The sequence below is a fragment of the Pontixanthobacter aquaemixtae genome (assembly GCF_009827395.1).
In the GTDB taxonomy this organism is placed as follows: domain Bacteria; phylum Pseudomonadota; class Alphaproteobacteria; order Sphingomonadales; family Sphingomonadaceae; genus Pontixanthobacter; species Pontixanthobacter aquaemixtae.
Map to the genome: position 1 here is coordinate 787,980 of NZ_WTYX01000002.1, position 21,588 is coordinate 809,567.

Sequence of the window (21,588 nt, forward strand, 5' to 3'; positions counted from 1 at the left end):
TGCACTAGTGAAGTTCTTGCCCCATTAGTGAACGGTAGCGTTTAATTGAACGGAGTCGTTCATTTTGTCAATAGGTAGCGAAAAGAAACTGGGTCGGCCATCGGACGAGGCCAAACGTGCGGCCATTATCGAGGCTGCGTCGCTATCTTTCTTCAATGTCGGCTTCGCGGCAACCGCTATCGAACAAGTCGCTGCGAATGCCGGTGTTTCCAAAGTCACGATCTATAATCACTTTGGCGACAAGCGCGGGCTGTTTGCCGCATCGGTCGATCGCGAATGCGAGAATATGCGCGGGCATTTTTCGATCGATTTCACCGGAGGCGAAGATTTGCCGGCGCTGTTCCGCCGTATCGGGGAAGCTATGGTGGCTTTTCTCTCGCGCCCGGAAATGATCCAGTTTGACCGCCGTATCGCGGCCGAAACCGAACACGATCCCGAAATTGGCGCCGCCTTTCTCAATGCCGGCCCCCACCGGATGAAAAGCGCCTTTATTGCCTTGCTCGACCGGTTGGTGAGCGCCGGGCGGCTGCAGATCGAGGACACCGGCCTTGCGGCCGAACAATTCGTTTCAATGTGCAAAGGCATGGGCGATCTGGAGCGCCGCTTCGGTGCCGAGGTGGATCCGCAACGCGATCAAGATCGCATCGCGGGTGCGGTGGATGTTTTCCTGAAGGCGTATTCGCGATAGGAACTGGCCCTCGGCCAGCAATCTACCCCAACCAACCAATCAGCAATCCATACAATGTAAACTGTAGGGTCGCATATCCGCCATCGATGAGCCACAGTCCAAGCGGACGGCGGGCGAAGAGGTAGTTGATGCCGAAGGTTGCAGCGACCCAGCATAGACCCGCAGCAAAACCGGCTGCGGTCGCAAACTGGATACCCGGTTTCGTGCCCAAAAACATCGCGAAGACGAGCGCTGCGATCAATGACAGCACCAGCGCGCCACCATAGATGATCGCGGGACTGCCTGAGGCAATCTGTTCATCGCTGAGGCCATTCAGATTTTGCCACTTCTTGCCGAAGAGTGGTCCGTACCAGATTCCGCCCAGAACGAATGCTGACAGTGCCGCGGCAACCACCGCTATCCAATTTACTTCCATGGCTATTCTCCCTCTTTTGGTGGTGATCCGGCGTGTGCGCCCATCTGGGCCTCTAGGTTTTTGCGCATGGTCTCGATCGACCAGACATTGCCCTGTTCGAAGAACTCAAGCAGTTTGGTTGATGCTTCGTCCGTGCCGTAACCAAGGCCGCTGATGCGTAGGCTGGTATGGCCGTTTCCCCCCGGCTCAAGCTCGTAGACCCCCCATAATTTGGTCACCAGTGCGGGGTCGATCGGGCCGGGCGGTGCATATTCCACGCGAATTGCCATGATCCGTTCGGGGACAAAGGCCAGGATGCGGTGCCGGATGTTGCGCTCGTCACCAACCGCGGCATTCTTGTGGTAGCCAGTTTCGATAGAACCGCCTTGGCGCAGGTCGAATTTGGCGAAGGAAGGCCCCCACATTGCCCAGCCTTCTGCGGTTGAAAGTGTTTTCCAAACCTCGGCCACCGGCGCGGCGATCACAGTCTCGTGGACCAGCGTAAGGGTGCCGTCATTTTCCTCGATGATCTCAGTTGTGACAGCAGCATTGCCTTCTGGCGGCGCACTATCCGGTTGCGCTGAAGCAGATGCGCCCAGAAGCAGAAGGGCTGCTGCCGACAGGGAACGAATTGTGCTGCGAATGTTCATGTGTGTGCGCTTGCTTTCTCGGTAAGAATGTCGATGTGACTGCGCAGCACGGCAACATTGCGGTCAAACACGCCGATATCGCGGGCAGTGCGCGCCTGCATGATCGCGCCTTCCATTGTGGTCAGAATGAACTCGGCCAGTGCGTGCCGATCGGTGTCGCCCGGTAGCCGATTCGCGGCTTCGTCAAGGCAGTGCTCAACCGCCTCGATCCAGTTTTCGAAATTGAGCTGGATAAGATCGCGGATGCGCGGATCGGGTTCTGAAAGCTCAAGCGCGAGATTGCCGATGGGGCAGCCATGCGCAAAATCGCTCATCAACAACCCCGTGCGATAGCCGCCCAAGAGTGCGAAAATCTTCTCGATCGGGTCGTCGACTTGGCCCCATGCGATGTCGAGCAGGTTCTCCTTGATCCCGTCGCGGTAGAATTCCAGCACCGCCACAAGCAGATCCTGCTTACCGGGGAAGAAGTGATAGAGACTACCCGAATGGACTTGGCTGCGGCTGAGAATATCGGCGATTGATGTGGAGTTATAACCCTTAACGAAGAACATCTCGAGCGCAGTCATGACGATCTTCTGGCGGGTTGCTGTGTTCATCATGGCAAGCCTCTTGGTTGAACGTTCATTCAAGCAGAAGTTGATTGATCAATCAAGAGAAAACTTGAACACGCTGGATACGCGCTAAAATCCCGAACTTCACAAATCCCGTGATTGCCAGGTCATTATCTTGCCATTCACCTATGCCACCCTACATAATGCAGGTGAAAAGGAATTCTCGCCGATGAACGACGAAAACGAACCGCAAACCCCGAACCCCTGGATCAAAAGCATGATGGTCTGGGGCGGGATCTTTCTCGCCCTGCTGCTGGTGGTGACAATGTTCGGCAATGCCGGACAGCCCGCTGCAACGCAGATCGAATATTCGGACTTCCGCGGCAAAGTGGTCGAAGGGTCGGTCAAAAGCGTCGAGATCGGGCCGGAGCTGATTTCCGGCGAATATAAGGACGGCAAGAAATTCACCACGGTCCCGGCCGGCGTTGATACCGGCTTGGGCGAATTGCTGGATGAGAAAGGCGTTCGCTATTCGGGCGTCCCGCGCGAGACGATGAATCCGCTTCTGGTGGTGTTGATCCAGTCGCTGCCGTTTATCCTGATTTTGGGCATCGCCTTCTTCGCCTTGCGCCAGGTTCAAAAAGGCGGCGGTGCCGGCGGCGCGATGGGTTTCGGCAAATCGAAAGCCAAATTGCTGACCGAACGGCAGGGCAAAGTCACATTTGAAGACGTTGCCGGTATCGATGAAGCGCGCGAAGAGCTGGAGGAGATTGTCGAGTTCCTCAAAGATCCGCAGCGCTTTTCCAAGCTGGGGGGCCAGATTCCCAAAGGGGCATTGCTGGTCGGTTCGCCGGGTACCGGTAAGACGTTGCTTGCGCGCGCGATCGCCGGTGAAGCAGAAGTTCCGTTCTTCACGATCTCCGGTTCCGATTTTGTCGAAATGTTTGTTGGTGTCGGTGCCAGCCGCGTCCGCGACATGTTCGAGCAAGCGAAGAAGAACGCGCCCTGTATCGTTTTCATTGACGAAATCGATGCCGTGGGTCGCCATCGCGGCAACGGTATCGGCAATTCCAACGATGAACGCGAACAGACACTCAACCAGCTGCTGGTCGAGATGGACGGTTTTGAAGCGAATGAAGGCATCATCATCATTGCCGCAACCAACCGCCCCGATGTTCTCGATCCGGCTCTGCTGCGCCCGGGCCGGTTTGACCGCCAGGTTGTTGTTCCAATCCCCGATATCGATGGCCGGGAGAAAATCCTCGGCGTGCACATGAAGAAGGTGCCGCTGGCGCCCGACGTGAATGCGCGCACGATCGCACGCGGGACACCGGGTTTCTCCGGCGCTGATCTGGCCAATCTGGTCAACGAAGCGGCCCTGCTCGCCGCGCGCCGTAACAAGCGCCTGGTCGCGATGCAGGAATTCGAAGACGCCAAAGACAAAGTCATGATGGGCAGCGAACGACGCAGCATGGTCATGACCGATGACGAGAAGAAGATGACCGCCTATCACGAAGCTGGTCACGCGCTGGTTTCTATCAACGAACCTGCTTCGGATCCGATTCACAAGGCAACCATCATCCCGCGCGGACGGGCGCTGGGCATGGTGATGCGTTTGCCCGAACGCGACAATTATTCGTACCACCGCGACAAAATGCACGCCAACCTTGCGGTTGCGATGGGTGGCCGCGTGGCGGAAGAGATCATTTTTGGACACGACAAAGTGTCGAGCGGCGCGCAAGGCGATATCCAATATGCGACCGATCTGGCGCGCAATATGGTGACCAAATGGGGCATGTCGGACAAGCTTGGCCCGCTTCAATATGAAGCAAGCCAGGAAGGCTATCTTGGCATGGGTTCAACCCAGCGCACGATGGCCGGTTCGGAGACCAACAAGCTGATCGATGCAGAGATCAAGGATCTGGTCGAAGGCGGGTTGAAGCGTGCCGAGGAAATTCTGAAAAGTCAGGAAGACAAGCTGCACCTGCTGGCCCAAGCCATGCTGGAATATGAAACGCTGAGCGGTGATGAGATCGATCAGTTGATCGAAACCGGCAAGTTTGACCGTCCGGACAAACCTTCCGGTCCGGGGGCGATCAAGCCTGTCACCGGATCATCGATTCCCAAGGCGGGCAAGAAGTTCGGCGGACCAGGCGGCGCGGCACCGCAAGGCGCGTGACCATTCCGGCCTAGAACTGTTCGGACCGGTGCTGCGGCCTACCGGCGTATGCCCGCTTGTCCGCTATGATGTGGTGACGATGCTGATCATGATCAGCACGAACAGCATGAGCGCGACCCAGATAAAGGCGCTCAACACCACCATCCGCCACAGCGCGCCAAATCGGCTGAGACCATATGTTCCGCGCAAGGAGCGGTAGAGATGGAACGGTGCATAGGCCAAAGGCGCGGCGACCAATGGCCAAAACTGCCATGCCGCGCCCAATGATGCGGCAACCACCAGCATCGTCATAAAGCTGATCGAATAGGTCACGAAGACCGTATGATCATACATGCGAAACTTGCGGCTGAACGGGAACAGCAGCCAAACGAATGGCAGGCTTAGCGGGATTAGAAGCCAGCTCAGCTTATAAGCGTTGGTTTGCAGCCGATAGACCGTCAGCCCGGGATTGGATGTCGCTTCGTCCCATACATCCTCCAGCGAGTGCCCCGAACCGCCGGCATCGGAATTGGCCTGCTCCTGCGCAGTTTCGCTGGCTTCCTCGCCTTCGCTTGGGGTTTCGTTGTTGATCGTGACGGTTGGCCGGAACAGCGAAGAATCACCCGTTGCGCCCCGGCTGGCATCGACCAGCCGCTCAAGCAGGTCGCGCTCTGTCGTCGCGCTCCGGATGTCTTCGCGCAGCTTGGCCTTTTCATCGGGCGACAATTCGGCATCGACCAATTGCGCGTTCAGTTCAGCAATTTGGGAATCGGCTTCGTTCAGGCTGGCCTGAAGCTCTTGCGTGGTGGCGCCTTTGACTTCGGGATCGATGTCGCCAAAGCCGCCCGATAGGCTGAACAATGCAAAGCTGACGAAAACGGTGAACAGAAAAAGCGCGATCGGCGAAACGTAACGGGCGCGCTTCCCATCGATATATTCGCGCATCAGCTTACCGGGGCGCCACGCAAGCAGCGGCAAAGTCCGCCAAAACTTCCCCTCGAAATGTAAGACGCCGTGGACAAGATCATGAAAAAATGCGCGCAGCGTGCGGTGGATATGCGCCTTTTGCCCGCAATTGTAACAATGCGCGCCGAGCAAAGCGGTGCCGCAATTGAGGCAGGTTTCCCCGCCTGTACCGCCGTGGTTGTCGGATCCATTTCCGCCGGTGTCCGGCTCAACGCTTTTAGCCGCTGCAGCGCCTAGGCCGACATCGCCGACCGCGCCTGGTATATCGCTAATATCCCCGCTCATGCCGCCAGCTTAGAACGCTGCGGGCAATCGGTCGAGGCTTGGCGGCAGATTGAACCGATCTTTGCCGCCGCGGCTTCGCCCAAACGACAAAGGCCGCCCCGAACAGGAGCGGCCTTCATGCGTCTCTTACTGACGGAGCCTTTTTGAGATCAGCCCTCGTAATCGGAGCCGATCGACGTCGAGCGAGTCGGTGCCGATGCGGTAATCCGCAGCGCTTCGGCCGATTGGCTGAGCGAAGACACTTCATCCGCTTCATCTTCATCATCGGGCAGGATTTTCTGCAGGCCGGTGATGACGCTTTCTTTCAGATCTTTGGGCTTGATCGTTTGCTCGGCGACTTCGCGCAGTGCAACAACGGGGTTCTTATCCCGGTCACGATCAAGGGTCAGTTCGGCACCGCCGGAAATCTCGCGAGCGCGCTGCGCAGCGAGGAGAACGAGGTCAAAACGATTTGGAACTTTGTCGACACAATCTTCGACGGTAACGCGCGCCATGGGCACTCCGATAAAACTAGTGTTTCGGGAAGAGGCGGCAAATAGTCGGCAGACCGGCGAGAGTCAAGGATTTGCGAGGTATCAAAGACGCTTGCTGTCCGCACGTTCGCGCGCCAAAGAGCGCAGCCATGCCGACTAGCGATGCTCCCGAAGAATATACCGATACCGAACCGTTCGATGTCGAGGCGCAAGGGCTGGAAATGACATTCTATCCGGCGGGCGCGGACCGGTTCGAAGCACTGCTCGACACAATCGGGAAAACGCAAAATTCGCTGAAAATCTTCTACTACATGTTCCAAAGCGACGATGCGGGAACGAAAGTGCGCGATGCGTTGGTTGATGCGGCGAAGCGCGGCGTTGATGTGCATCTGATTGTCGACCGGTTCGGCACCGACGCGCCCGATGAGTTTTTCGAGCCTATCGTCAGCGAAGGTGGCCGATTTGCTGTGTTCAGCCCCCATTGGAGCAGGCGCTATTTCATTCGCAACCATCAGAAAATCCTGATTTCGGATGAATGCGTCGCAATGGTTGGCGGCTTCAATGTGTCTGACCATTATTTCAATCCCCCCAGCGAGAATGGCTGGTGCGATCTGGGCTGCAGGATGAAGGGACCAGCGGTGGATCAACTCCTCCGCTGGTATGGCCAGCTGAGTGAGTGGACAGAGAATCCCAAGGCGCAGTTTCGCTCCATTCGCAAATTGATCAGGGAGTGGCAGCCGGGCGATGGCCCGGTGCGCTTGACCTTGGGCGGTCCGACGCGCGTTGCAAATAATTGGGCGCGGATGGTGAAGCGCGATTTGGCGCAAGCCATGCGGCTGGATCTGGCGATGGCCTATTTTTCACCCCCGCGCAGTTTTCGCGGTTTGATCGGCAAAGTCGCGCGGCGGGGTTCGGTGCGGCTGATGCTTGCGGGCAAGTCAGACAATGGCGCCACAATCGGGGCAGCGCGGGCGCTTTATGGATCGCTGCTTCGCCGCGGCGCCACGATCTATGAATTCCAGCCCTGCAAATTGCACATGAAGCTGGTTGTGATCGATGACATCGTCTATTTCGGCAGCGCGAATTTCGACCATCGTTCAATCCGCCTCAATCTGGAGCTAATGTTCCGGATTGAAGATGCGGGGCTGGCCGCAAAAATGCGCGCGCTGATCGATGCGATGGAGGAAGCATCGGTGCAAGTGACGCCAGAGCTCCATCGCAAACGGCGATCGATTTTCAGCCGAATCAAATGGCTTACAGGATGGTTCCTGGTGACGACCCTTGATTACACGGTGAGCCGTAGGCTGAATTTCAGCGACTAGCGCCGCGCATAATCACAGCGAACTGTCATAGTTCGCGCGCGGATCGCCCTCTGCCAAGTCGGAGAATTTGGTGATCTTCGCTTCAAACTTCATGCGCACTTTGCCGGTCGAGCCGTGCCGCTGCTTGGCGACAACCAATTCGGCCAGACCGTATATGTTTTCCATCGTGTCTTTCCAACGCTGGTATTCGTCATGCACGCTTTGTTCGTCGGTTTCGGTCGGGAATTTCGGCTCTTTCGACGCGACGTAATAATCCTCGCGATAGATGAACCAGACCATGTCGGCGTCTTGCTCGATCGAACCGGATTCGCGCAGATCGGACAGCATCGGCGTCTTGTCTTCGCGCTGCTCCACCGCACGGCTGAGCTGCGACAGGGCAATCACCGGAACTTCCAGCTCTTTCGCAAGGGTTTTCAAACCGCGGCTGATTTCCGAAATTTCGTTGACGCGGTTGTCCTGCGCACGGCCAGAGCCTTGCAGCAGTTGCAGATAATCGACCACGATAAGCCCGATATTGTGCTTGCGTTTCAACCGCCGCGCGCGCGTGCGCAGCGCAGCGATGGTAAGAGCGGGCGTGTCGTCAATATAGAGCGGCAGATCGGCGAGACGCTGGCTCGCAAAGCTCAGCTTCTGGAAATCGTCGCGGCTGATTTTGCCCATCCGCAAGGCTTCGGAAGAAATCTCTGCCTGCTCTGAAAGGATACGCGTGGCGAGCTGGTCTGCGCTCATCTCCAGACTGAAAAAGGCAACACCGGCGCCGACCGATTCTTCGATCCCGTCGCGCTGATCGCGCAAAAAGCGATCGGCGCAATTGAACGCGATATTGGTAACCAGCGAGGTTTTGCCCATGCCCGGACGGCCCGCCAGAATGATCAAATCGGAATCGTGCAGCCCGCCGATCTTCTGGTTGAGGCTGGTCAGGCCGGTGGTCTTGCCGGAAATATTGCCGCCCGAATTGATCGCCAGTTCGATCATCCCCAGCGCCTTGTGCGAAGCGCTGCCGAAAGAGGATGCCTCTTTCTGGCCAGCGGCCCCCTCGGCCACTTTGAACAAAGCAGCTTCAGCGTCTTCGATTTGCTGCATCGGGGCAACATCTTCGGATGTGTCGAGCGCGTCTTCCACCAGTGTCCGCCCGACGGTCACCAGCTCGCGAAGCAAGGCGAGATCGTAAATCTGCTCGGACAATTCGCGCGGGGCGAGCAAGCCTTGCCCGTCAGCGGTCAGCTTGGCGAGATAAGTAATTCCGCCCAGTTCCCTGAGCGCTTCGTCGGCTTCGAAATAGGGTTTCAGAGTGACCGGTGTGACAACCGCATTGCGATCCAGCAATGTCAGAATGCGTTCGTAAACGCGCTGGTGGACCGGTTCGAAAAAATGCTCCGGCCGAATCGGTGTGGGCAGTTCTTCGATAACCCGGTTGTCGATCAATACCGCGCCAAGAAATGCGGCCTCTGCCTCGATATTGGCGGGAAGCTTGCGGCCTTCGGACGGGCCATTGTTCTGTTCGGAGGGCGTCATATCATCGGGGCGGACTAAAAGATCATCTTCGGACATCACACTCTAATGCGGAGATGGATGCGATGCGTAAAGCCGGTTTCCGGACAAGCGACGGGACAGCTTTGTGGAAACTGCATTATTTATTTTCGTTGCACAAAAGAAGCGCGTCTTCCGCTTTTGCGCGATCGGTGAAAGCGCGTGCTTGCGCAGTGCCCCATTGATCTGCGAAGGCGGAGTCCTGATGCCCGATTACCGTATCGCCCATATTGCACTCGATGAGGACACGATTCTGTGGCGCAATGCCGATATCGAGCAAGAACGCCGCGTGGCTATCTTTGACCTGATCGAAGAAAACAGCTTCAAACCCTTGCGGCTCGCGGCGAAAGGGCATGAAGGCCCCTATAATCTCAAACTCGCGGTGCAGGACGGGCGGCTTGCAATTGCAATGATGCAGCCCGGCGGGGATGGCGAAGAGGATACTATCCTTGAAACGCTGATTTTGGGGCTGGCCCGTTTCCGCCGCCCGATCCGCGAATATTTTGCGATTTGCGACAGCTATTATCAGGCGATCCGCAAGGCCACGCCTGCCGAAATCGAAACGATCGATATGGCGCGGCGCGGGGTCCATAATGGGGCAGCCGAATTGCTGATGGAGCGTCTGGAAGGGAAAGTCGAAACGGACTTTGCCACGGCGCGCAGGCTGTTCACGCTCATCTGCGTTTTGCATATCAAAGGGTGATCAAGGGCAATGGCGCGCAGAAGAAAATCGGCGGGTTGGGGGATTCGGATTGCCGGATTTCTGCTGCTTGCCGGGCTCGCTGCTGGCGCATGGTTCTGGTGGGACTTGCAGAAATGGACGCCTTCCGAGGATGCCTATCCCGATCAGGGCGTGTTGATCGGCCAAGGCAATGGCGCGGTCAATTTCAACACGCTGGCCGCGCTTGGGGCAAATTTTGTCTATCTCGAATCGAGCATTGGCAATCATGGCCTCGACCAACGCTTCGCTAAAAACTTTGCTGCGGCAAAGGAAGCGGGGCTGGAAGTTGGCGCTGTGCACCATTTTGATCCCTGTGCATTGGCCGACGGCCAGTCAGCCAATTTCTTCACCATAGTCCCGCGCGAAAGGGGCTTGATGCCACCGGTCATTGCTCTGGCAGAAACGGCGGAGAATTGTGAAAAGCGGGTCAGTGACGCGGCGGTTGAAAGCGAATTGATGACGCTGATCAACCAGATCGAAAATCACACCGGCAAGCCTGCGATTCTGAAAGTCGATCCTGCATTCGAGGCAGCTTACGAAATCTCTGCGCGGCTGGAGCGCAATCTGTGGGTCACCCGAACCCGCTTTGCGCCGACTTATGCGCGCAGGCCATGGCTGCTATGGTCGGCGAACGAGGCTTTGCGGAGCGAAGCGTCGGAACAGCCGGTGGAATGGGTGGTGGTGCAACCATGAGTAACGACAAAGATTCTGACCTGATTCAGGCCGCGCGCGATGCCGCGGGGCATTCCTATTCGCCCTATTCCAATTTTGCGGTCGGCGCTGCGCTTCGTTTCGCAGATGGCAGCGTGGTCACCGGAACCAATATCGAAAATGCGAGCTACGGCCTGGCGCTCTGTGCAGAGACCGTGGCCGTGTCCAAAGCGATGGCAGATGGCGTACGTGGCGGGCTCGAAGCGGTTGCCGTGACCGGTCCGGGAAGCGATCCGATTACACCATGCGGCAGATGCCGACAGGTCTTGAACGAATTGGCACAACTGGGCGGCACCGATCCCGAAATTCTCTGCGTCGGACCGGATGAAGTGAAGCGGGTAAAGCTTTCAGTGCTCCTGCCCGAAGCCTTCGGGCCGGCCAGCCTTGAATGACTGACCGCCGCAGCGTTCTTGCCGGAATTGGCCTTGCCGCCGCCGCCGGATTTATTCCCGCGACCGCTTTTGCTCGCGATCGCGCAAGGCCCGCCCGGCTGCGGCTCGGCGACACGGTTGGGCTGATTGCCCCGGCCAGTGCCGTGTCAGCCGAACAGGTCGAGTTTGCGCAGAACAATATTCGCGGGATGGGTTTGGTGCCGAAGATCGGCCGCCATGTCCGCGCCGTTCATGGCTATCTTGCCGGAACCGACGCGCAGCGTGCTGGCGACATCAACGAAATGTTTGCCGATCCGCAGATCCGCGCGGTTTTCTCCATTTCCGGCGGCTGGGGCTGCGCGCGATTGCTGTCGCTGATCGACTGGGAGATCATTAGATCCAACCCGAAACTGCTGATCGGATATAGCGATATCACCGCTCTGCACTGCGCCTTTGCCGCGCGGGCGGGCTTTGCCACCATCCATGCGCCCAATGCGGCAAACACATGGCAGGCGTCGAGTTGGAACAATCTGTGGTGGATGGCCTTCGCCGGGATCAAGCCGCTGCTTGGCGGGACAGAGGAAGAAGAGCAATCCGGCCGGATCGGGCGCACGATCCAAGGCGGGAAAGCGGTTGGCAGGTTGATTGGCGGAAATCTCACCGTTGTTTCGACGCTGATGGGAACGCCGTGGCTGCCCGATATGCAAGGCGCGATCCTGTTTCTCGAAGACGTCAACGAGGCGCCCTACCGTGTTGACCGGATGCTACAGCAGTTAAGCCTGTCGGGTATTCTCGGGTCGCTTGGCGGCGTGGTGTTCGGCCAATGCTCTCGCTGCAACAAGCCGACGCATGAAGGGGTGGAACTGGGTTTCGGGCTGGACGAGATCGTCGATCACCATTTCGGCCCGCTCGGCATACCGGCTTTCACCGGAGCCAATATCGGCCATGTCCGCAACCAGCTAAGCGTGCCGGTGGGCGCGACCGTCAAGCTGGATGCCGATGCGCGGACGATAAGATTGGCAGAAGCCTTGGTGGCCTAGCGACCGGCGATTACGCCGTTTCAAGAAACTCCAACAACGCCGCCAGGCAATCGCGGCCCAGGACCTTGCACCGTTCGGGTGACCAGTTCTGTTCCGGGTCGGGCAGGTCGTCATTGTCCTTATAGGGCATTTCCAGTGTCATCGCGGGGCAGCGGAAACGATGCGCGATCTGGGTCGTGCACATCGTCAGATTGGCTTTGCCGGGCGTCGCCTTGGGATAGCCCTTTGCCGTCTGGAAATCGGGCGTGCGGCGGTTGAGGATATCCTGATAGGTGGTGAAGCCGGCATAATGCTCCTCCGTCAAATCGGGGATGCCTTCATATCCGGCAAGGAATACCGCCGGGATCGCCTCGTCCCCATGGACATCCATGGCGAAGTCGACACCGGTTTCATCCATCTTGTTGCGGATCGCGAGCACTTCGGGAGAGCGTTCTGCGGTGGGGTTTTCCCATTCGCGGTTCAAATTGGCTCCGCATGCATTTGTCCGCAGATGCCCGCGGCGCGATCCATCGGGATTGCAATTGGGCACGACGTGGAAAGTGCATTTCTGGCGAAGCGCGCGGGCGACGGAATCGGACGGATCGGTGAGGCATTCAAGCGCCCCTTCCATCCACCATTCGGCCTGCGTTTCACCCGGGTGCTGGCGGCCTGTCAGCCACACTTGCGTATCGCCTTCACCGAAAGTGAGATAGTCGAGCGGCTGGCCATCAAGAGTTTCGCCAAGCCGTTGGTAAGTTACGCCTTCGCTGGCGGCGCATTCGGCGACCAGATCGTGGTGCCGTTCCATCGAATAGGGCGCGAAATAGGCGAAATAGGCAATGTCGGTCGACGGAGTGTAGCGGATCGTCAGCACGCCGTCGCTTTCCTCTGCATCGTAAGTCGACGCGGCGGTGCCCCAATATTCGCGGTCTTCGCTGACGCGGGCGTTATAGTCGGGCCAGCCCAGCGGATAGGCTGAATCTTTCAAGCGGTCGATTTTCAGCTCGATCTCGCGGCCCGCCATGCCGGAGACGCGAAAGTGGAACCATTGCTTAAATTCGGATTCGTTATCGTGGCGGATGGCCAGACGCGCGGTTGCGCCATCGATGGACAATATTTCGATATTGCCGCTGTCGAATGCGGCATCAATCTGGATGTTGGAACTCAATTGCTGACCCTTACTTCTACGGTTTCGCCATTATTGCCGGGAAACTCGCTGAATAATGCATCGGCGATTACCGACGCGTTGGCGCTGCTATCGGCATAATCTGAATTATCGCTTACCGAAATTGACGCGCGACCTTCCCAGATAACGTCGTTCGATGCCTTGTCGCGGATCATCACGCCCAGATCGGTGCCGATCATTTCGCGCTGACCGCCGCCAAGATTGATCCCGATGCCAAGCCCCAGTCCAGAACCATAGGTACCTGTCGATCCGCCGGCACCCACCGAAACGGGGCTGCGGCTGCGTTCGGGCTGGCTGACATAGCGTTGAACGCGCACTTGCGCGATTTGCGACGCCTCGCTGCGCGGAACTTCGCGATAGCCCAGTTCGGCCAATTCGCTCGCAATCGCGGCCTTGAAAACAGACAATTCGGCGGCATCGACTTCATCGCCCGGCGCATTCTCGACAAAGATTGTGCCCGACCCGAGTTGGGAAACAGCACCGCTTTGATGAAAGCGGGTAATTTCGACAGGGCTGACGCGCGGGCCGGCAACACAAGCTGACATCGCGCAGGCAAGACCCGCCGTGACTGCCAGCTTTGCTAAATTTGTGACTCTCATGGCCGTTTCCTCCTTGGCAAAGGTACAGCTAATGAACTGCGCGCGAAACCTAACGTTCCGGGATTGAATAGGCCAGAGGTAGTTTCACATAAAACCAACTCCGGCGTTAACCATTCTCTTGCGCGAAAATGATAGCGCGATAAGCATGCCCAATATGTCCAAACCATCCATTCTTGTTACCGGCGGTGCCGGCTATATCGGAAGCCATGCTGTGCTCGCTTTGCGCGACGCCGGGTGGCCAGTCGCGGTGATCGACAATCTGACGACAGGTTTCAAATTTGCGGTTCCCGATGATGTGCCGCTTTATGAAGGCGATATTGAGGACGGGGCACTGCTTGCCAGGATTTTCGCGGAGCAAGACACCAAGGCGATCATGCATTTCGCCGGATCGATCATCGTGCCGGAATCGGTCGAAGATCCGATGAAATATTATCATAACAACACCGCAAAAAGCCGCGCCTTGATCGATGCAGCGGTGAAAGCTGGCGTGCCGCATTTCATTTTCAGCTCGACCGCCGCGACCTATGGCGTACCCGAAGTCGAGGCGGTTACCGAAGACACACCCCAGCGCCCGATCAATCCCTATGGCTGGTCCAAGCTGATGACCGAACAAATGCTGTCGGACACCGCCTTTGCGCATGATTTCAACTTTTGCGCGCTGCGCTATTTCAACGTTGCCGGTGCCGATCCGGAGGCACGCAGCGGGCAATCGACGGCGGGCGCAACGCATTTGATCAAAGTCGCGGTGGAGGCAGCTCTCGGCAAACGCGATCATGTTGCGGTGTTCGGCACTGACTATGACACCAAGGATGGCACGGGCGTGCGCGATTACATCCATGTGTCCGATCTGGCGGCGGCGCATGTTCTGGCGCTGGAAGCCTTGATGGAGCAACCCGATCGCTCGCTAACGATGAATTGCGGATATGGCAGCGGGTTTTCCGTGCTCGAAGTTCTCGATGCGGTTGACCGCGTGACCAATCGCACGATTGATCGCCATTTCGAGCCGCGACGCGCAGGCGATCCCGGATCGCTGATTTCTGATCCGGCGAGAATTCGCTCGACATTGCCGTGGAAGCCCAAACATGCCGATCTGGACGATATAATTGCCCACGCGTTGCAGTGGGAACGCAAATTGGGCGAGATCAGGGGCGAGTAGGCGGCGAATCGCTTGACTTAGGCGCGCCGCGCGCCTAACCGCGCAGCTTGAAATTCCGGCATCGGAGACGCCTCCGGTGCCCTTATTTTTGGAAAAGAGACCGATGAAAGTTCGTAACAGCCTCAAGTCGCTGAAAAACCGTCACCGCGATTGCCGCGTGATCCGCCGTCGTGGCCGGACCTATGTGATCAACAAGACCAACCGTCGCTTCAAAGCCCGCCAAGGCTAAGCTGGCATTGACCAGAGCATGGGGCGGCCTGCGATCGGCCGCCTTTTGCGCTTCTGGTGCCCACGGCCGTCAAGGTCGCTGCGCTCCGGTTCTTAAAGTTGACTATTTGCAACTCGCCCAGCACCCGCTCGGGCGAGTTTTCTGTTTTGGAACGGAGACGGAGCGATGTCGCAGCCACAGGTAAAAGCCGCCGTGTTCGATGTTGGCCGGGTGATCGTCCAATGGGACATCCGCTTGCTTTATGCCAAGCTGATTGACGATGCAGACCGACTCGACTGGTTTCTCGCCAATGTTGTTACCGAGCCATGGCATATGCAGCATGATGCGGGGCGCCCGATCGCAGAGATGGTCGAAGAGCGCAAAGAGCTCTTTCCCGACTACGCGTCGCTGATCGATCTGTACCAGCACCGTTTTCTCGAAACCATTCCTGCCCGCGTTCCCGGCACGGCCTCTCTGATCGAGCGGCTGCATGAAAGCGGCATTCCGCTCTATGCCATTACCAATTTCGGTGCGGATTTCTGGGCTCAATTCCGACCGACCGAGCCGCTTTTTGACCTGTTCAGGGATATTGTCGTTTCTGGTCAGGAACATATGGTCAAGCCATCGCCGGAAATATTCAGGCTGGCCGAAGACCGCTTCGCCATGCCGGCGTCTGCGATGCTGTTTATCGACGACAATGTGGACAATATCGCAGCTGCGGACGCGCTTGGCTGGTGCACGCATCATTTCCGGAATGCCGCCTTGCTCGAGCGGGATCTGGAAGCGCGCGGACTGATTGGATAGCCAAACAAAAAAGGCCCCCGGACGGATCCGGAGGCCATCAAGTGCACCCAATCTGGAGATAAGAGGGTGTGGGTCTACTGTCAGCTCGGCCGGATCAACCGTTGCACTTTGCCAGTTTTTCGCCGACCAGCTCTTCGCCCTTGGCGGTGAAGGCGGTCACTTCGCCCAGCTTGTTGGCCAGGCGCTTGCACGTCATCACGGGGCGTGAATTGCCCTTGGCTGCGCGGCACGATGTGCCTTCACAATGCCACACCATGCCTTTGATGATCGTCCGCGCTTCTTTGGCGGGAGCGGCCAGTTCGGCGGTGTAGTAAACGGCTTTGCCGCGCGCCTCAGCGGGGGAAGGTACGGTCAGCGCACCGAAGGTCAGCACCGTATACAGCAGGGCAAGCGTCACTGCGCCTGCATTGCGGAAAAAGGAGGGGCGAAAGGATGAGGGGGAGAGGGTCATCTGTCTGTTCCTGTTTTTCAATCAACGTTGGGTTTCGCAATTCAGTTGCATTTGACAACCAGTTGCGAATCACTACCTAGTTAGATAGATTGCAAGTTGCAACTTAAAACTTGGTTTTAATTTTGAGTAGGCGGGGTTTTGCCGCTAGGTTGCGCGCTGAAAGAGGATAAATATGGGCGATCTAAGAGAACCGCTGAAAGAGCTGACAGAGTGCGGGCTGCCGCAAGCTTTGGAAGTCATGGGCGAACGTTGGTCATTTATGATCCTGCGTGCGAGCTTCAATGGGCTCCATCATTTCGAAGAGTTTTTGAACGAGCTCGGCATTGCGCGAAACATCCTTTCAAACCGCCTTGCCAAATTGGTGGAGCACGGAATTCTCAATCGGGAGCCATGCCCCGATGACAAGCGCCGGATCGAATATCGGCTGACCGAAAAAGGTTTCGATTTGCTGCCCGCAATGTTGGCGCTGCGCCAATGGGGCCAGAAATACGGGGTAGAGTTTGAAGAGAACCCGATTCTGGTCGACGAGAATGACCGATTGCCGATTGGTCCGGTATCGATATTGGCGCATGATGGCCGTATTCTTGATCATACCGATCTATGGCTAATCGCGCGGGAGAATGTCGGTATCCGCGCTGACGGTTCGCACGCTCAGCCGTCGAAGGCATTGGCACCCGGCGATCACGCCTTTCGCGGCGCCGATTCAAAACGGGCGGCAAACAGCTGAGCGCCATTTATACTCTGCGGAAATTCCAGACCGCGTTGAGAACGAACATGGCCAGCCCGGCGATTACCGAGACCACAATCCGCGCTGCCAGATAGTTAATCGGGGTGTGTTCCAGCAGCAGCGCCATCGATCCCATGGTAATCGCAAGGCCAATCCCGCCATTGATCAAAAAAAGCGCGTAACCGCTTGCCACACCGCGATCCGTGCCGCGAAAAATCCAAGTACGCCCGAAAATGTAATGCGCGGTGTTGGCCGCGACAAAGCTGATCCCGGTGGAAAGCACCGTATCCATCCCGCCTTGCTCTACCAGCAGCCATAACAGGCCCAGACCGAACACCACGAAAACGCCGGTGCTGACCACCGTATTGCGCAGCAGCATCCAGCCGACACGCGGCCTTAACAGGCGTGACACCAAGTTGCCGCCAGGGAGATTGTCATGTGCCACAGGCTCGCGCATCAGGCGGCGGCAATCCGCGGTCTGTTGCTATAACGGTCGGGGTCCACCTCCCCATCGTCGGCCCAATCGGTGCGCCGCTTGACGAAGGGATTGAGGAACAGCAGCGGCAGTTTCAGCGCCAGCAGTTCTGAATGGATGAAGGTGTCCACTGCGCGCTCCCACCATTTGTGCTCGCGCTTGGCATGGTCGCGCAGCCAGCCTTCATAGGGCGCCCAGTGGCTCGGTTCGTCCTTTTTGATGATCTCGAATATCTTGATCAGCGCCGGATCGCTTTTGACGAAGCGATGGGCGAGCAGCACCTCTACCTGCTTATAGCCGCGCTGTTCGGTTAGCGAGATTACCCGGCAAAGCCGTTCGAACAAATGGTCGTTGTCGATCACTTCCTGCGTGTCGAGCCGGTCGATGGTGCGGCGGAACATGATCTCGATAAACCGGTCAATATGGCCAAAATGCCGGTCGAGATGCATCGGGCGTTTGCCCTGCAATTCGAACCAGCGTTTGAACATGACATAATGTTTGCGCTCGTCCGCCCTGTGCTGTTCGATTGCCGCGATCAGGGCAGTGTCATCGGGGGAGCGCACCCGCACAGCTTCGAGAACCCGGTCGATCGCAGTATATCCGCGATGTTCGTTATAGATGTAAATCGAACCCAGCAGGTCGAGATAGCGATTGCGGAACCAAGTTAGCATGGCAGCCCTCCCGCTCCGCAGAATAGAACAGCTGCCGCAGGATTACCAATTCTTGCGGGGCCCCGCTCGTAGGTTAAAGAATACATGTTTGCGCGCCCCAAGAATTGCCGTTGCAAAAATTGCAAAGTGCAATTCCATTTGTGCGATGGCTTCGCCGGCCGCCCCGAACTACCGCGATTGAGTTCCTGGGCACCTCCCAGTTCAGGTGCGTGAACCTCTTCCAACAGGTTAGCTAGCCGGCGCCCCGAAACGGGCGTCGGCACTTTTTTAAGAGGGAACGGCGGTGCTTACCAGCTGGCGGGAGTCCTTGAGCGCTTCCTCCAGCACCCATTCGCGAAACCATCCCAACGCCCTGATGCTGCCAGAGGCGGGCTGTGTATCGAGGCAGTAGCTATAGGGCGTCGGCGCGCTTTCGCCGAAGGGGCGGGTGACTTTCGCGCGGTTGGGATAGAAATTCACCATGTCTTCCAGCACCACAGCAATCCCGAGCCCGTTTTCCGCTGCGGAAACCAGCATCGCGCCATCATCGTAATGCTCAATCCGTTTGATCTGCGGATTGTCGAGACCAATGCCCTGAAGCCAGCTCGGAAGCATTTCGGGCAAGCCGCGATGGAGCAACAACGTATGTTCCTGCAGCACTTTGCGCATACCCAGCCTGATGTCGACAAGGCCGGGCGCAGCGACTGCAAAGGCCCTTTGCGGTCGGAAAGCGTTTCCGCTTTCTGATTGCTGATCCTGATTGGCGAAGTAGATAATCGCATCAAGGCTCAGCCCCAGTTTCGCCTTTGGAGAGCCGGAGGAATCGAGGTGAAGCTCCACATTGGGAAATCGCGAGCGGAAGGCATGCAGGCGCGGCATCAGCCATGCGGTTGCGAATGAAGATGGCACCCCGATATGCAAATGGTGGTTGTTGGTGTCGGTCACTTCTTCCAGCAGCAGACTGAGCTGGTCGAATACCGGTTCCATCCCGGAGAAAAGCTGCTTTCCAGCCGCGGTGAGTTGGAATTCATGGTGGCGCCGCGCGAAGAGCGGTTGCCCGACATAGGCCTCGAGCGCCTGAATGCGGCGGCTGAGAGCGGATACGGACAAATTCAGGTCCTCTGACGCAATACGGAGCGTGCCGCCGCGAGCCGTGGCGAGAAACGCTTCGAGAGCGCCTGTCGGTGGCAGCCGCCTCATATCCGAAAACCCTGAAACATCTTGCAATCAATCCGTTCTGTTCAAGCCATGCCCCGCCCGATCGGAACCCATGCCACAAGTAATGCTGCAACGCACCATTGAAAGCTTCTCACCCGGGTGATTAAGAGAAATCGTCAGGCGAGTGGTCTTATTAAATATTTGAAATAACGCTCTATAATCATTCCATTGCAAAATACGCAATGCGAATTTCCAACGCTGCGATAGCCGAATGATCCGATTTAGCGATGCTGCACTGCGTCAACATCGAAAGGATTGGCCCATGAAGAAACTCACTCTCGCAATTCTCGCCGCCACATCGCTTGCCGTCATCGGCGCTCCTGCTGCGGCGCGCGCCGGTCACGCCGTGAAATTCACCTATAAGGAACAGGAACTCAAGACCGAGAAATCGCGCGCTGCGTTGCTTGCCCGCATGGAAGCGACAACCACCTCCGCATGCTCCGGCGCCAAAGCCAAAGCCTATCTTAGCGCGATGAAGTGCAGGGAAGATCTGGAAAGCCAATATCTGGCAGCGATCGACCACCCGCAACTTGCCTCCGAATATGAATATAAGATCGTACAGATCGCCGGCAATATTCGCTAAGAAATCGCAATCCGTGGCGGGGATCAGGGCAGCTGCTGGCTGTCTTGGTCCCCAATTGTATGTGCCGGCATCACGCCCTCGGTGCTTGCCGCCGATAGCTTAGCGCCTCGGCCACATGGATGCGGCCCACTCCTTTTGCTCCTGCCAGATCGGCAATCGTCCGCGCCACTCGCAGCATTCTTGTGTAACTGCGCGCTGACAGGCGCATGGCGTCTGCTGCTTGCAGCAGCAATTTGCGCCCTTCTTCATCGGGTGTGGCGTGGGCTTCCAGTGCATCGCCTTCAAGTTCGGCATTGGTTCTGGCCCCGGTTTCCGCTGCGCGCCCGGTCTGGATATCGCTGGCCCTTGCCACTCTTGCGGCAACTTCCGCGCTGCCCTCTGCGGGCGGCGGCAAAGCCAGGTCCATCGCGCTGACGGGATCGACTTCGACATGCAGATCTATCCGGTCGAGCATCGGTCCGCTGACTTTGCTTTGATAATCAGCCGCGCATTTGGGCGCTCGGCTGCACGCCAGGGATGGATCGCCCAGATGCCCGCAGCGGCACGGATTCATCGCCGCGATTAGCTGTACTCTGGCGGGAAAGCTGACATGCGCATTGGCGCGCGCAACATCGACTTTGCCAGTTTCCAACGGTTGCCGCAAAGAATCGAGCACGGCACGCTGGAATTCGGGCAGTTCGTCGAGGAAAAGCACACCCAGATGGGCGAGGCTGACTTCACCCGGTTTCACTTTCAATCCGCCGCCGGTCAGCGCGGCCATGCTTGCTGAATGGTGCGGTGCGCGAAACGGGCGCGCGCGGCTGATCCGCCCGCTTTCGAGCGTACCCGCAATGGACTGCACCATAGAGACTTCCAACGCTTCTGATGGCGTCAAGGCGGGCAAAATCCCGGGAAGGCAGGATGCGAGCAGACTTTTGCCCGCCCCTGGTGGGCCGTTCATCAGTAGATTGTGCCCGCCTGCCGCCGCGATTTCCAATGCCCGCTTGGCGGTTTCCTGCCCTTTGACCTGTTTCAGATCGGGGCCGTGATCGGGCTCTTCCACTTCGCCCTTTGGTGGCTCGGGCAGTTGAGATGTGCCTTTGAGATGGTTGAGCAAGCTAACCAGATCGGGCGCCGCGCACACGGGAATTCCACTGGCCCAGCGTGCCTCAGCCCCTTGCGAGGCCGGGCACATCAGGCCCGCCTCCTGCTCGCTCGCGTGAAGCGCGGCCAGCAGAACGCCGGGCGAGGCCACCACGCGCCCGTCGAGCGCCAATTCCCCCACGGCAATCCAGTCCCCCAATTGCTCCGCATCGGTCACTCCCATCACCGCAAGCAAGGCCAGCGCAATGGGCAAGTCATAATGCGACCCCTCTTTGGGGAGATCGGCGGGAGAAAGATTGATTGTGATCCGCTTGGGCGGCAGCGCCAGGCCCATGGACGACAGCGCAGCGCGCACACGCTCTTTGCTTTCGGCTACCGCCTTGTCTGCCAAACCGACCACATTGAATTTGGGAAGCCCCGGGGCAAGCGAGCATTGCACTTCGACTGCGCGTGCCTCCAGCCCGAGATAAGCAACCGTCCTGACCAATGCGACCACGCGCATCACCCCCCATTAGACTGGTCCTCACCACCTGCAGATGTGGCGGGTATTCGGCGCGATGTCGAGAGTGCTGTCGAATGCGGCCCTATCGAGTCCTAGCCATGGAGAAG

At 57.8% G+C, this 21,588-nt stretch carries 25 protein-coding genes; 12 read left to right on the forward strand and 13 right to left on the reverse strand.

What is annotated here, in order from left to right; all coding sequences use genetic code 11:
- Positions 1 to 64: 64 nt before the first annotated feature.
- Positions 65 to 688, forward strand: coding sequence for a TetR/AcrR family transcriptional regulator (locus GRI41_RS12745; RefSeq protein WP_202388810.1), 624 nt, complete (start codon positions 65 to 67; stop codon positions 686 to 688).
- Between the two features lie 22 nt (positions 689 to 710).
- Here GRI41_RS12745 and GRI41_RS12750 read toward each other — a convergent pair whose 3' ends face one another.
- From GRI41_RS12750 to GRI41_RS12760, 3 genes are read right to left on the reverse strand one after another with little or no spacing between them, the layout of a single operon-like run.
- A complete protein-coding gene (locus GRI41_RS12750; protein ID WP_202388811.1) occupies positions 711 to 1,103 on the reverse strand; it encodes a DUF1761 domain-containing protein in 393 nt (130 codons plus the stop codon).
- 2 nt (positions 1,104 to 1,105) lie between these two features.
- Complete coding sequence (locus GRI41_RS12755; protein WP_160605417.1) at positions 1,106 to 1,732, reverse strand: SRPBCC family protein; 627 nt, start codon at positions 1,730 to 1,732, stop codon at positions 1,106 to 1,108.
- The gene (locus GRI41_RS12760) at positions 1,729 to 2,331 is read right to left on the reverse strand and encodes a TetR/AcrR family transcriptional regulator (protein WP_235901228.1); all 603 of its coding nucleotides are present in this window, start codon (positions 2,329 to 2,331) and stop codon (positions 1,729 to 1,731) included. Before GRI41_RS12760 ends, GRI41_RS12755 begins: the two co-directional genes overlap by 4 nt.
- Before the next feature lie 181 nt (positions 2,332 to 2,512).
- Here GRI41_RS12760 and ftsH point away from each other — a divergent pair, with 181 nt between their 5' ends.
- The gene (ftsH, locus tag GRI41_RS12765; RefSeq protein ID WP_160605419.1) at positions 2,513 to 4,462 is read left to right on the forward strand and encodes an ATP-dependent zinc metalloprotease FtsH; all 1,950 of its coding nucleotides are present in this window, start codon (positions 2,513 to 2,515) and stop codon (positions 4,460 to 4,462) included.
- A gap of 63 nt (positions 4,463 to 4,525) precedes the next feature.
- Here the strand turns inward: ftsH and GRI41_RS12770 are convergent, their stop codons facing one another.
- Complete coding sequence (locus GRI41_RS12770) at positions 4,526 to 5,692, reverse strand: DUF3667 domain-containing protein (protein ID WP_160605421.1); 1,167 nt, start codon at positions 5,690 to 5,692, stop codon at positions 4,526 to 4,528.
- 149 nt (positions 5,693 to 5,841) lie between these two features.
- Positions 5,842 to 6,186: a DNA-directed RNA polymerase subunit omega gene (gene rpoZ, locus GRI41_RS12775; protein WP_160605423.1), complete on the reverse strand. Its 345-nt coding sequence runs from the start codon at positions 6,184 to 6,186 to the stop codon at positions 5,842 to 5,844.
- Positions 6,187 to 6,314: 128 nt separating this feature from the next.
- Here rpoZ and GRI41_RS12780 point away from each other — a divergent pair, with 128 nt between their 5' ends.
- A complete protein-coding gene (locus GRI41_RS12780; RefSeq protein WP_160605425.1) occupies positions 6,315 to 7,487 on the forward strand; it encodes a phospholipase D-like domain-containing protein in 1,173 nt (390 codons plus the stop codon).
- Between the two features lie 12 nt (positions 7,488 to 7,499).
- Here the strand turns inward: GRI41_RS12780 and GRI41_RS12785 are convergent, their stop codons facing one another.
- Complete coding sequence (locus GRI41_RS12785) at positions 7,500 to 9,002, reverse strand: replicative DNA helicase (RefSeq protein ID WP_235901274.1); 1,503 nt, start codon at positions 9,000 to 9,002, stop codon at positions 7,500 to 7,502.
- Between the two features lie 220 nt (positions 9,003 to 9,222).
- Here GRI41_RS12785 and GRI41_RS12790 point away from each other — a divergent pair, with 220 nt between their 5' ends.
- Genes GRI41_RS12790 through GRI41_RS12805 form a run of 4 tightly spaced genes read left to right on the forward strand, consistent with a single transcriptional unit; the run spans position 9,223 to position 11,860 of the window.
- Positions 9,223 to 9,720: a UPF0262 family protein gene (locus tag GRI41_RS12790; RefSeq protein WP_160605429.1), complete on the forward strand. Its 498-nt coding sequence runs from the start codon at positions 9,223 to 9,225 to the stop codon at positions 9,718 to 9,720.
- Positions 9,721 to 9,729: 9 nt separating this feature from the next.
- Complete coding sequence (locus GRI41_RS12795) at positions 9,730 to 10,431, forward strand: glycoside hydrolase family 25 protein (protein WP_160605431.1); 702 nt, start codon at positions 9,730 to 9,732, stop codon at positions 10,429 to 10,431.
- Entirely contained in the window at positions 10,428 to 10,841 is a 414-nt protein-coding gene (locus GRI41_RS12800) for a cytidine deaminase (RefSeq protein WP_235901229.1), read from the forward strand. The genes GRI41_RS12795 and GRI41_RS12800 overlap by 4 nt, the downstream gene beginning before the upstream one ends.
- On the forward strand, positions 10,838 to 11,860 hold the full coding sequence (locus GRI41_RS12805) for a S66 peptidase family protein (RefSeq protein ID WP_160605435.1): 1,023 nt from the start codon (positions 10,838 to 10,840) through the stop codon (positions 11,858 to 11,860). The genes GRI41_RS12800 and GRI41_RS12805 overlap by 4 nt, the downstream gene beginning before the upstream one ends.
- Positions 11,861 to 11,870: 10 nt before the next feature.
- Here the strand turns inward: GRI41_RS12805 and GRI41_RS12810 are convergent, their stop codons facing one another.
- Both GRI41_RS12810 and GRI41_RS12815 read right to left on the reverse strand, forming a co-directional pair.
- Positions 11,871 to 13,007 (reverse strand): M14 family metallopeptidase, encoded by a 1,137-nt coding sequence (locus tag GRI41_RS12810; protein WP_160605437.1) that lies wholly within the window; start codon positions 13,005 to 13,007, stop codon positions 11,871 to 11,873.
- The gene (locus tag GRI41_RS12815; RefSeq protein ID WP_160605439.1) at positions 13,004 to 13,624 is read right to left on the reverse strand and encodes a DUF4136 domain-containing protein; all 621 of its coding nucleotides are present in this window, start codon (positions 13,622 to 13,624) and stop codon (positions 13,004 to 13,006) included. Before GRI41_RS12815 ends, GRI41_RS12810 begins: the two co-directional genes overlap by 4 nt.
- Positions 13,625 to 13,778: 154 nt before the next feature.
- On the opposite strand from GRI41_RS12815, the gene galE reads away from it, so the two are divergent.
- The 3 genes from galE (at position 13,779) to GRI41_RS12830 (ending at position 15,792) form a co-directional block, all read left to right on the forward strand.
- Positions 13,779 to 14,780, forward strand: a complete 1,002-nt coding sequence (gene galE, locus GRI41_RS12820; RefSeq protein WP_160605441.1) for a UDP-glucose 4-epimerase GalE — start codon at positions 13,779 to 13,781, stop codon at positions 14,778 to 14,780.
- A 103-nt stretch (positions 14,781 to 14,883) separates the two neighbouring features.
- Positions 14,884 to 15,009 carry a type B 50S ribosomal protein L36 gene (ykgO, locus tag GRI41_RS12825; protein WP_011415100.1) on the forward strand — a complete coding sequence of 42 codons (126 nt, stop codon included), beginning with the start codon at positions 14,884 to 14,886 and terminating at the stop codon, positions 15,007 to 15,009.
- Between the two features lie 165 nt (positions 15,010 to 15,174).
- The gene (locus tag GRI41_RS12830) at positions 15,175 to 15,792 is read left to right on the forward strand and encodes an HAD-IA family hydrolase (protein WP_160605443.1); all 618 of its coding nucleotides are present in this window, start codon (positions 15,175 to 15,177) and stop codon (positions 15,790 to 15,792) included.
- Between the two features lie 94 nt (positions 15,793 to 15,886).
- Here the strand turns inward: GRI41_RS12830 and GRI41_RS12835 are convergent, their stop codons facing one another.
- Positions 15,887 to 16,243 carry a CC_3452 family protein gene (locus tag GRI41_RS12835; RefSeq protein WP_235901230.1) on the reverse strand — a complete coding sequence of 119 codons (357 nt, stop codon included), beginning with the start codon at positions 16,241 to 16,243 and terminating at the stop codon, positions 15,887 to 15,889.
- A 172-nt stretch (positions 16,244 to 16,415) separates the two neighbouring features.
- On the opposite strand from GRI41_RS12835, the gene GRI41_RS12840 reads away from it, so the two are divergent.
- Positions 16,416 to 16,970, forward strand: a complete 555-nt coding sequence (locus GRI41_RS12840; RefSeq protein WP_202388812.1) for a winged helix-turn-helix transcriptional regulator — start codon at positions 16,416 to 16,418, stop codon at positions 16,968 to 16,970.
- Between the two features lie 7 nt (positions 16,971 to 16,977).
- Here GRI41_RS12840 and GRI41_RS12845 read toward each other — a convergent pair whose 3' ends face one another.
- From GRI41_RS12845 to GRI41_RS12855, 3 genes are all read right to left on the reverse strand, one after another.
- Positions 16,978 to 17,427 (reverse strand): GtrA family protein, encoded by a 450-nt coding sequence (locus tag GRI41_RS12845; protein ID WP_160605445.1) that lies wholly within the window; start codon positions 17,425 to 17,427, stop codon positions 16,978 to 16,980.
- On the reverse strand, positions 17,427 to 18,116 hold the full coding sequence (locus tag GRI41_RS12850; RefSeq protein WP_160605447.1) for a ferritin-like domain-containing protein: 690 nt from the start codon (positions 18,114 to 18,116) through the stop codon (positions 17,427 to 17,429). Before GRI41_RS12850 ends, GRI41_RS12845 begins: the two co-directional genes overlap by 1 nt.
- A 267-nt stretch (positions 18,117 to 18,383) precedes the next feature.
- Complete coding sequence (locus GRI41_RS12855; protein WP_160605449.1) at positions 18,384 to 19,295, reverse strand: LysR substrate-binding domain-containing protein; 912 nt, start codon at positions 19,293 to 19,295, stop codon at positions 18,384 to 18,386.
- A 280-nt stretch (positions 19,296 to 19,575) separates the two neighbouring features.
- On the opposite strand from GRI41_RS12855, the gene GRI41_RS12860 reads away from it, so the two are divergent.
- Positions 19,576 to 19,896: a UrcA family protein gene (locus GRI41_RS12860; RefSeq protein WP_160605451.1), complete on the forward strand. Its 321-nt coding sequence runs from the start codon at positions 19,576 to 19,578 to the stop codon at positions 19,894 to 19,896.
- Between the two features lie 70 nt (positions 19,897 to 19,966).
- On the opposite strand, the gene GRI41_RS12865 is transcribed toward GRI41_RS12860, so the two are convergent.
- Positions 19,967 to 21,475, reverse strand: coding sequence for a YifB family Mg chelatase-like AAA ATPase (locus GRI41_RS12865; protein ID WP_160605880.1), 1,509 nt, complete (start codon positions 21,473 to 21,475; stop codon positions 19,967 to 19,969).
- Positions 21,476 to 21,588: the final 113 nt, after the last annotated feature.

Coding starts and splice junctions, on each gene's coding strand:
- GRI41_RS12750 (WP_202388811.1), bottom strand. CDS start 1,103: ATGGAAGTAAATTGGATAGCGGTGGTTGCCGCGGCACTGTCAGCATTC.
- GRI41_RS12755 (WP_160605417.1), bottom strand. CDS start 1,732: ATGAACATTCGCAGCACAATTCGTTCCCTGTCGGCAGCAGCCCTTCTG.
- GRI41_RS12760 (WP_235901228.1), bottom strand. CDS start 2,331: ATGATGAACACAGCAACCCGCCAGAAGATCGTCATGACTGCGCTCGAG.
- ftsH (WP_160605419.1), top strand. CDS start 2,513: ATGAACGACGAAAACGAACCGCAAACCCCGAACCCCTGGATCAAAAGC.
- GRI41_RS12770 (WP_160605421.1), bottom strand. CDS start 5,692: ATGAGCGGGGATATTAGCGATATACCAGGCGCGGTCGGCGATGTCGGC.
- rpoZ (WP_160605423.1), bottom strand. CDS start 6,186: ATGGCGCGCGTTACCGTCGAAGATTGTGTCGACAAAGTTCCAAATCGT.
- GRI41_RS12780 (WP_160605425.1), top strand. CDS start 6,315: ATGCCGACTAGCGATGCTCCCGAAGAATATACCGATACCGAACCGTTC.
- GRI41_RS12785 (WP_235901274.1), bottom strand. CDS start 9,002: ATGACGCCCTCCGAACAGAACAATGGCCCGTCCGAAGGCCGCAAGCTT.
- GRI41_RS12790 (WP_160605429.1), top strand. CDS start 9,223: ATGCCCGATTACCGTATCGCCCATATTGCACTCGATGAGGACACGATT.
- GRI41_RS12795 (WP_160605431.1), top strand. CDS start 9,730: ATGGCGCGCAGAAGAAAATCGGCGGGTTGGGGGATTCGGATTGCCGGA.
- GRI41_RS12800 (WP_235901229.1), top strand. CDS start 10,428: ATGAGTAACGACAAAGATTCTGACCTGATTCAGGCCGCGCGCGATGCC.
- GRI41_RS12805 (WP_160605435.1), top strand. CDS start 10,838: ATGACTGACCGCCGCAGCGTTCTTGCCGGAATTGGCCTTGCCGCCGCC.
- GRI41_RS12815 (WP_160605439.1), bottom strand. CDS start 13,624: ATGAGAGTCACAAATTTAGCAAAGCTGGCAGTCACGGCGGGTCTTGCC.
- galE (WP_160605441.1), top strand. CDS start 13,779: ATGTCCAAACCATCCATTCTTGTTACCGGCGGTGCCGGCTATATCGGA.
- ykgO (WP_011415100.1), top strand. CDS start 14,884: ATGAAAGTTCGTAACAGCCTCAAGTCGCTGAAAAACCGTCACCGCGAT.
- GRI41_RS12830 (WP_160605443.1), top strand. CDS start 15,175: ATGTCGCAGCCACAGGTAAAAGCCGCCGTGTTCGATGTTGGCCGGGTG.
- GRI41_RS12835 (WP_235901230.1), bottom strand. CDS start 16,243: ATGACCCTCTCCCCCTCATCCTTTCGCCCCTCCTTTTTCCGCAATGCA.
- GRI41_RS12840 (WP_202388812.1), top strand. CDS start 16,416: ATGGGCGATCTAAGAGAACCGCTGAAAGAGCTGACAGAGTGCGGGCTG.
- GRI41_RS12845 (WP_160605445.1), bottom strand. CDS start 17,427: ATGCGCGAGCCTGTGGCACATGACAATCTCCCTGGCGGCAACTTGGTG.
- GRI41_RS12850 (WP_160605447.1), bottom strand. CDS start 18,116: ATGCTAACTTGGTTCCGCAATCGCTATCTCGACCTGCTGGGTTCGATT.
- GRI41_RS12855 (WP_160605449.1), bottom strand. CDS start 19,295: ATGAGGCGGCTGCCACCGACAGGCGCTCTCGAAGCGTTTCTCGCCACG.
- GRI41_RS12860 (WP_160605451.1), top strand. CDS start 19,576: ATGAAGAAACTCACTCTCGCAATTCTCGCCGCCACATCGCTTGCCGTC.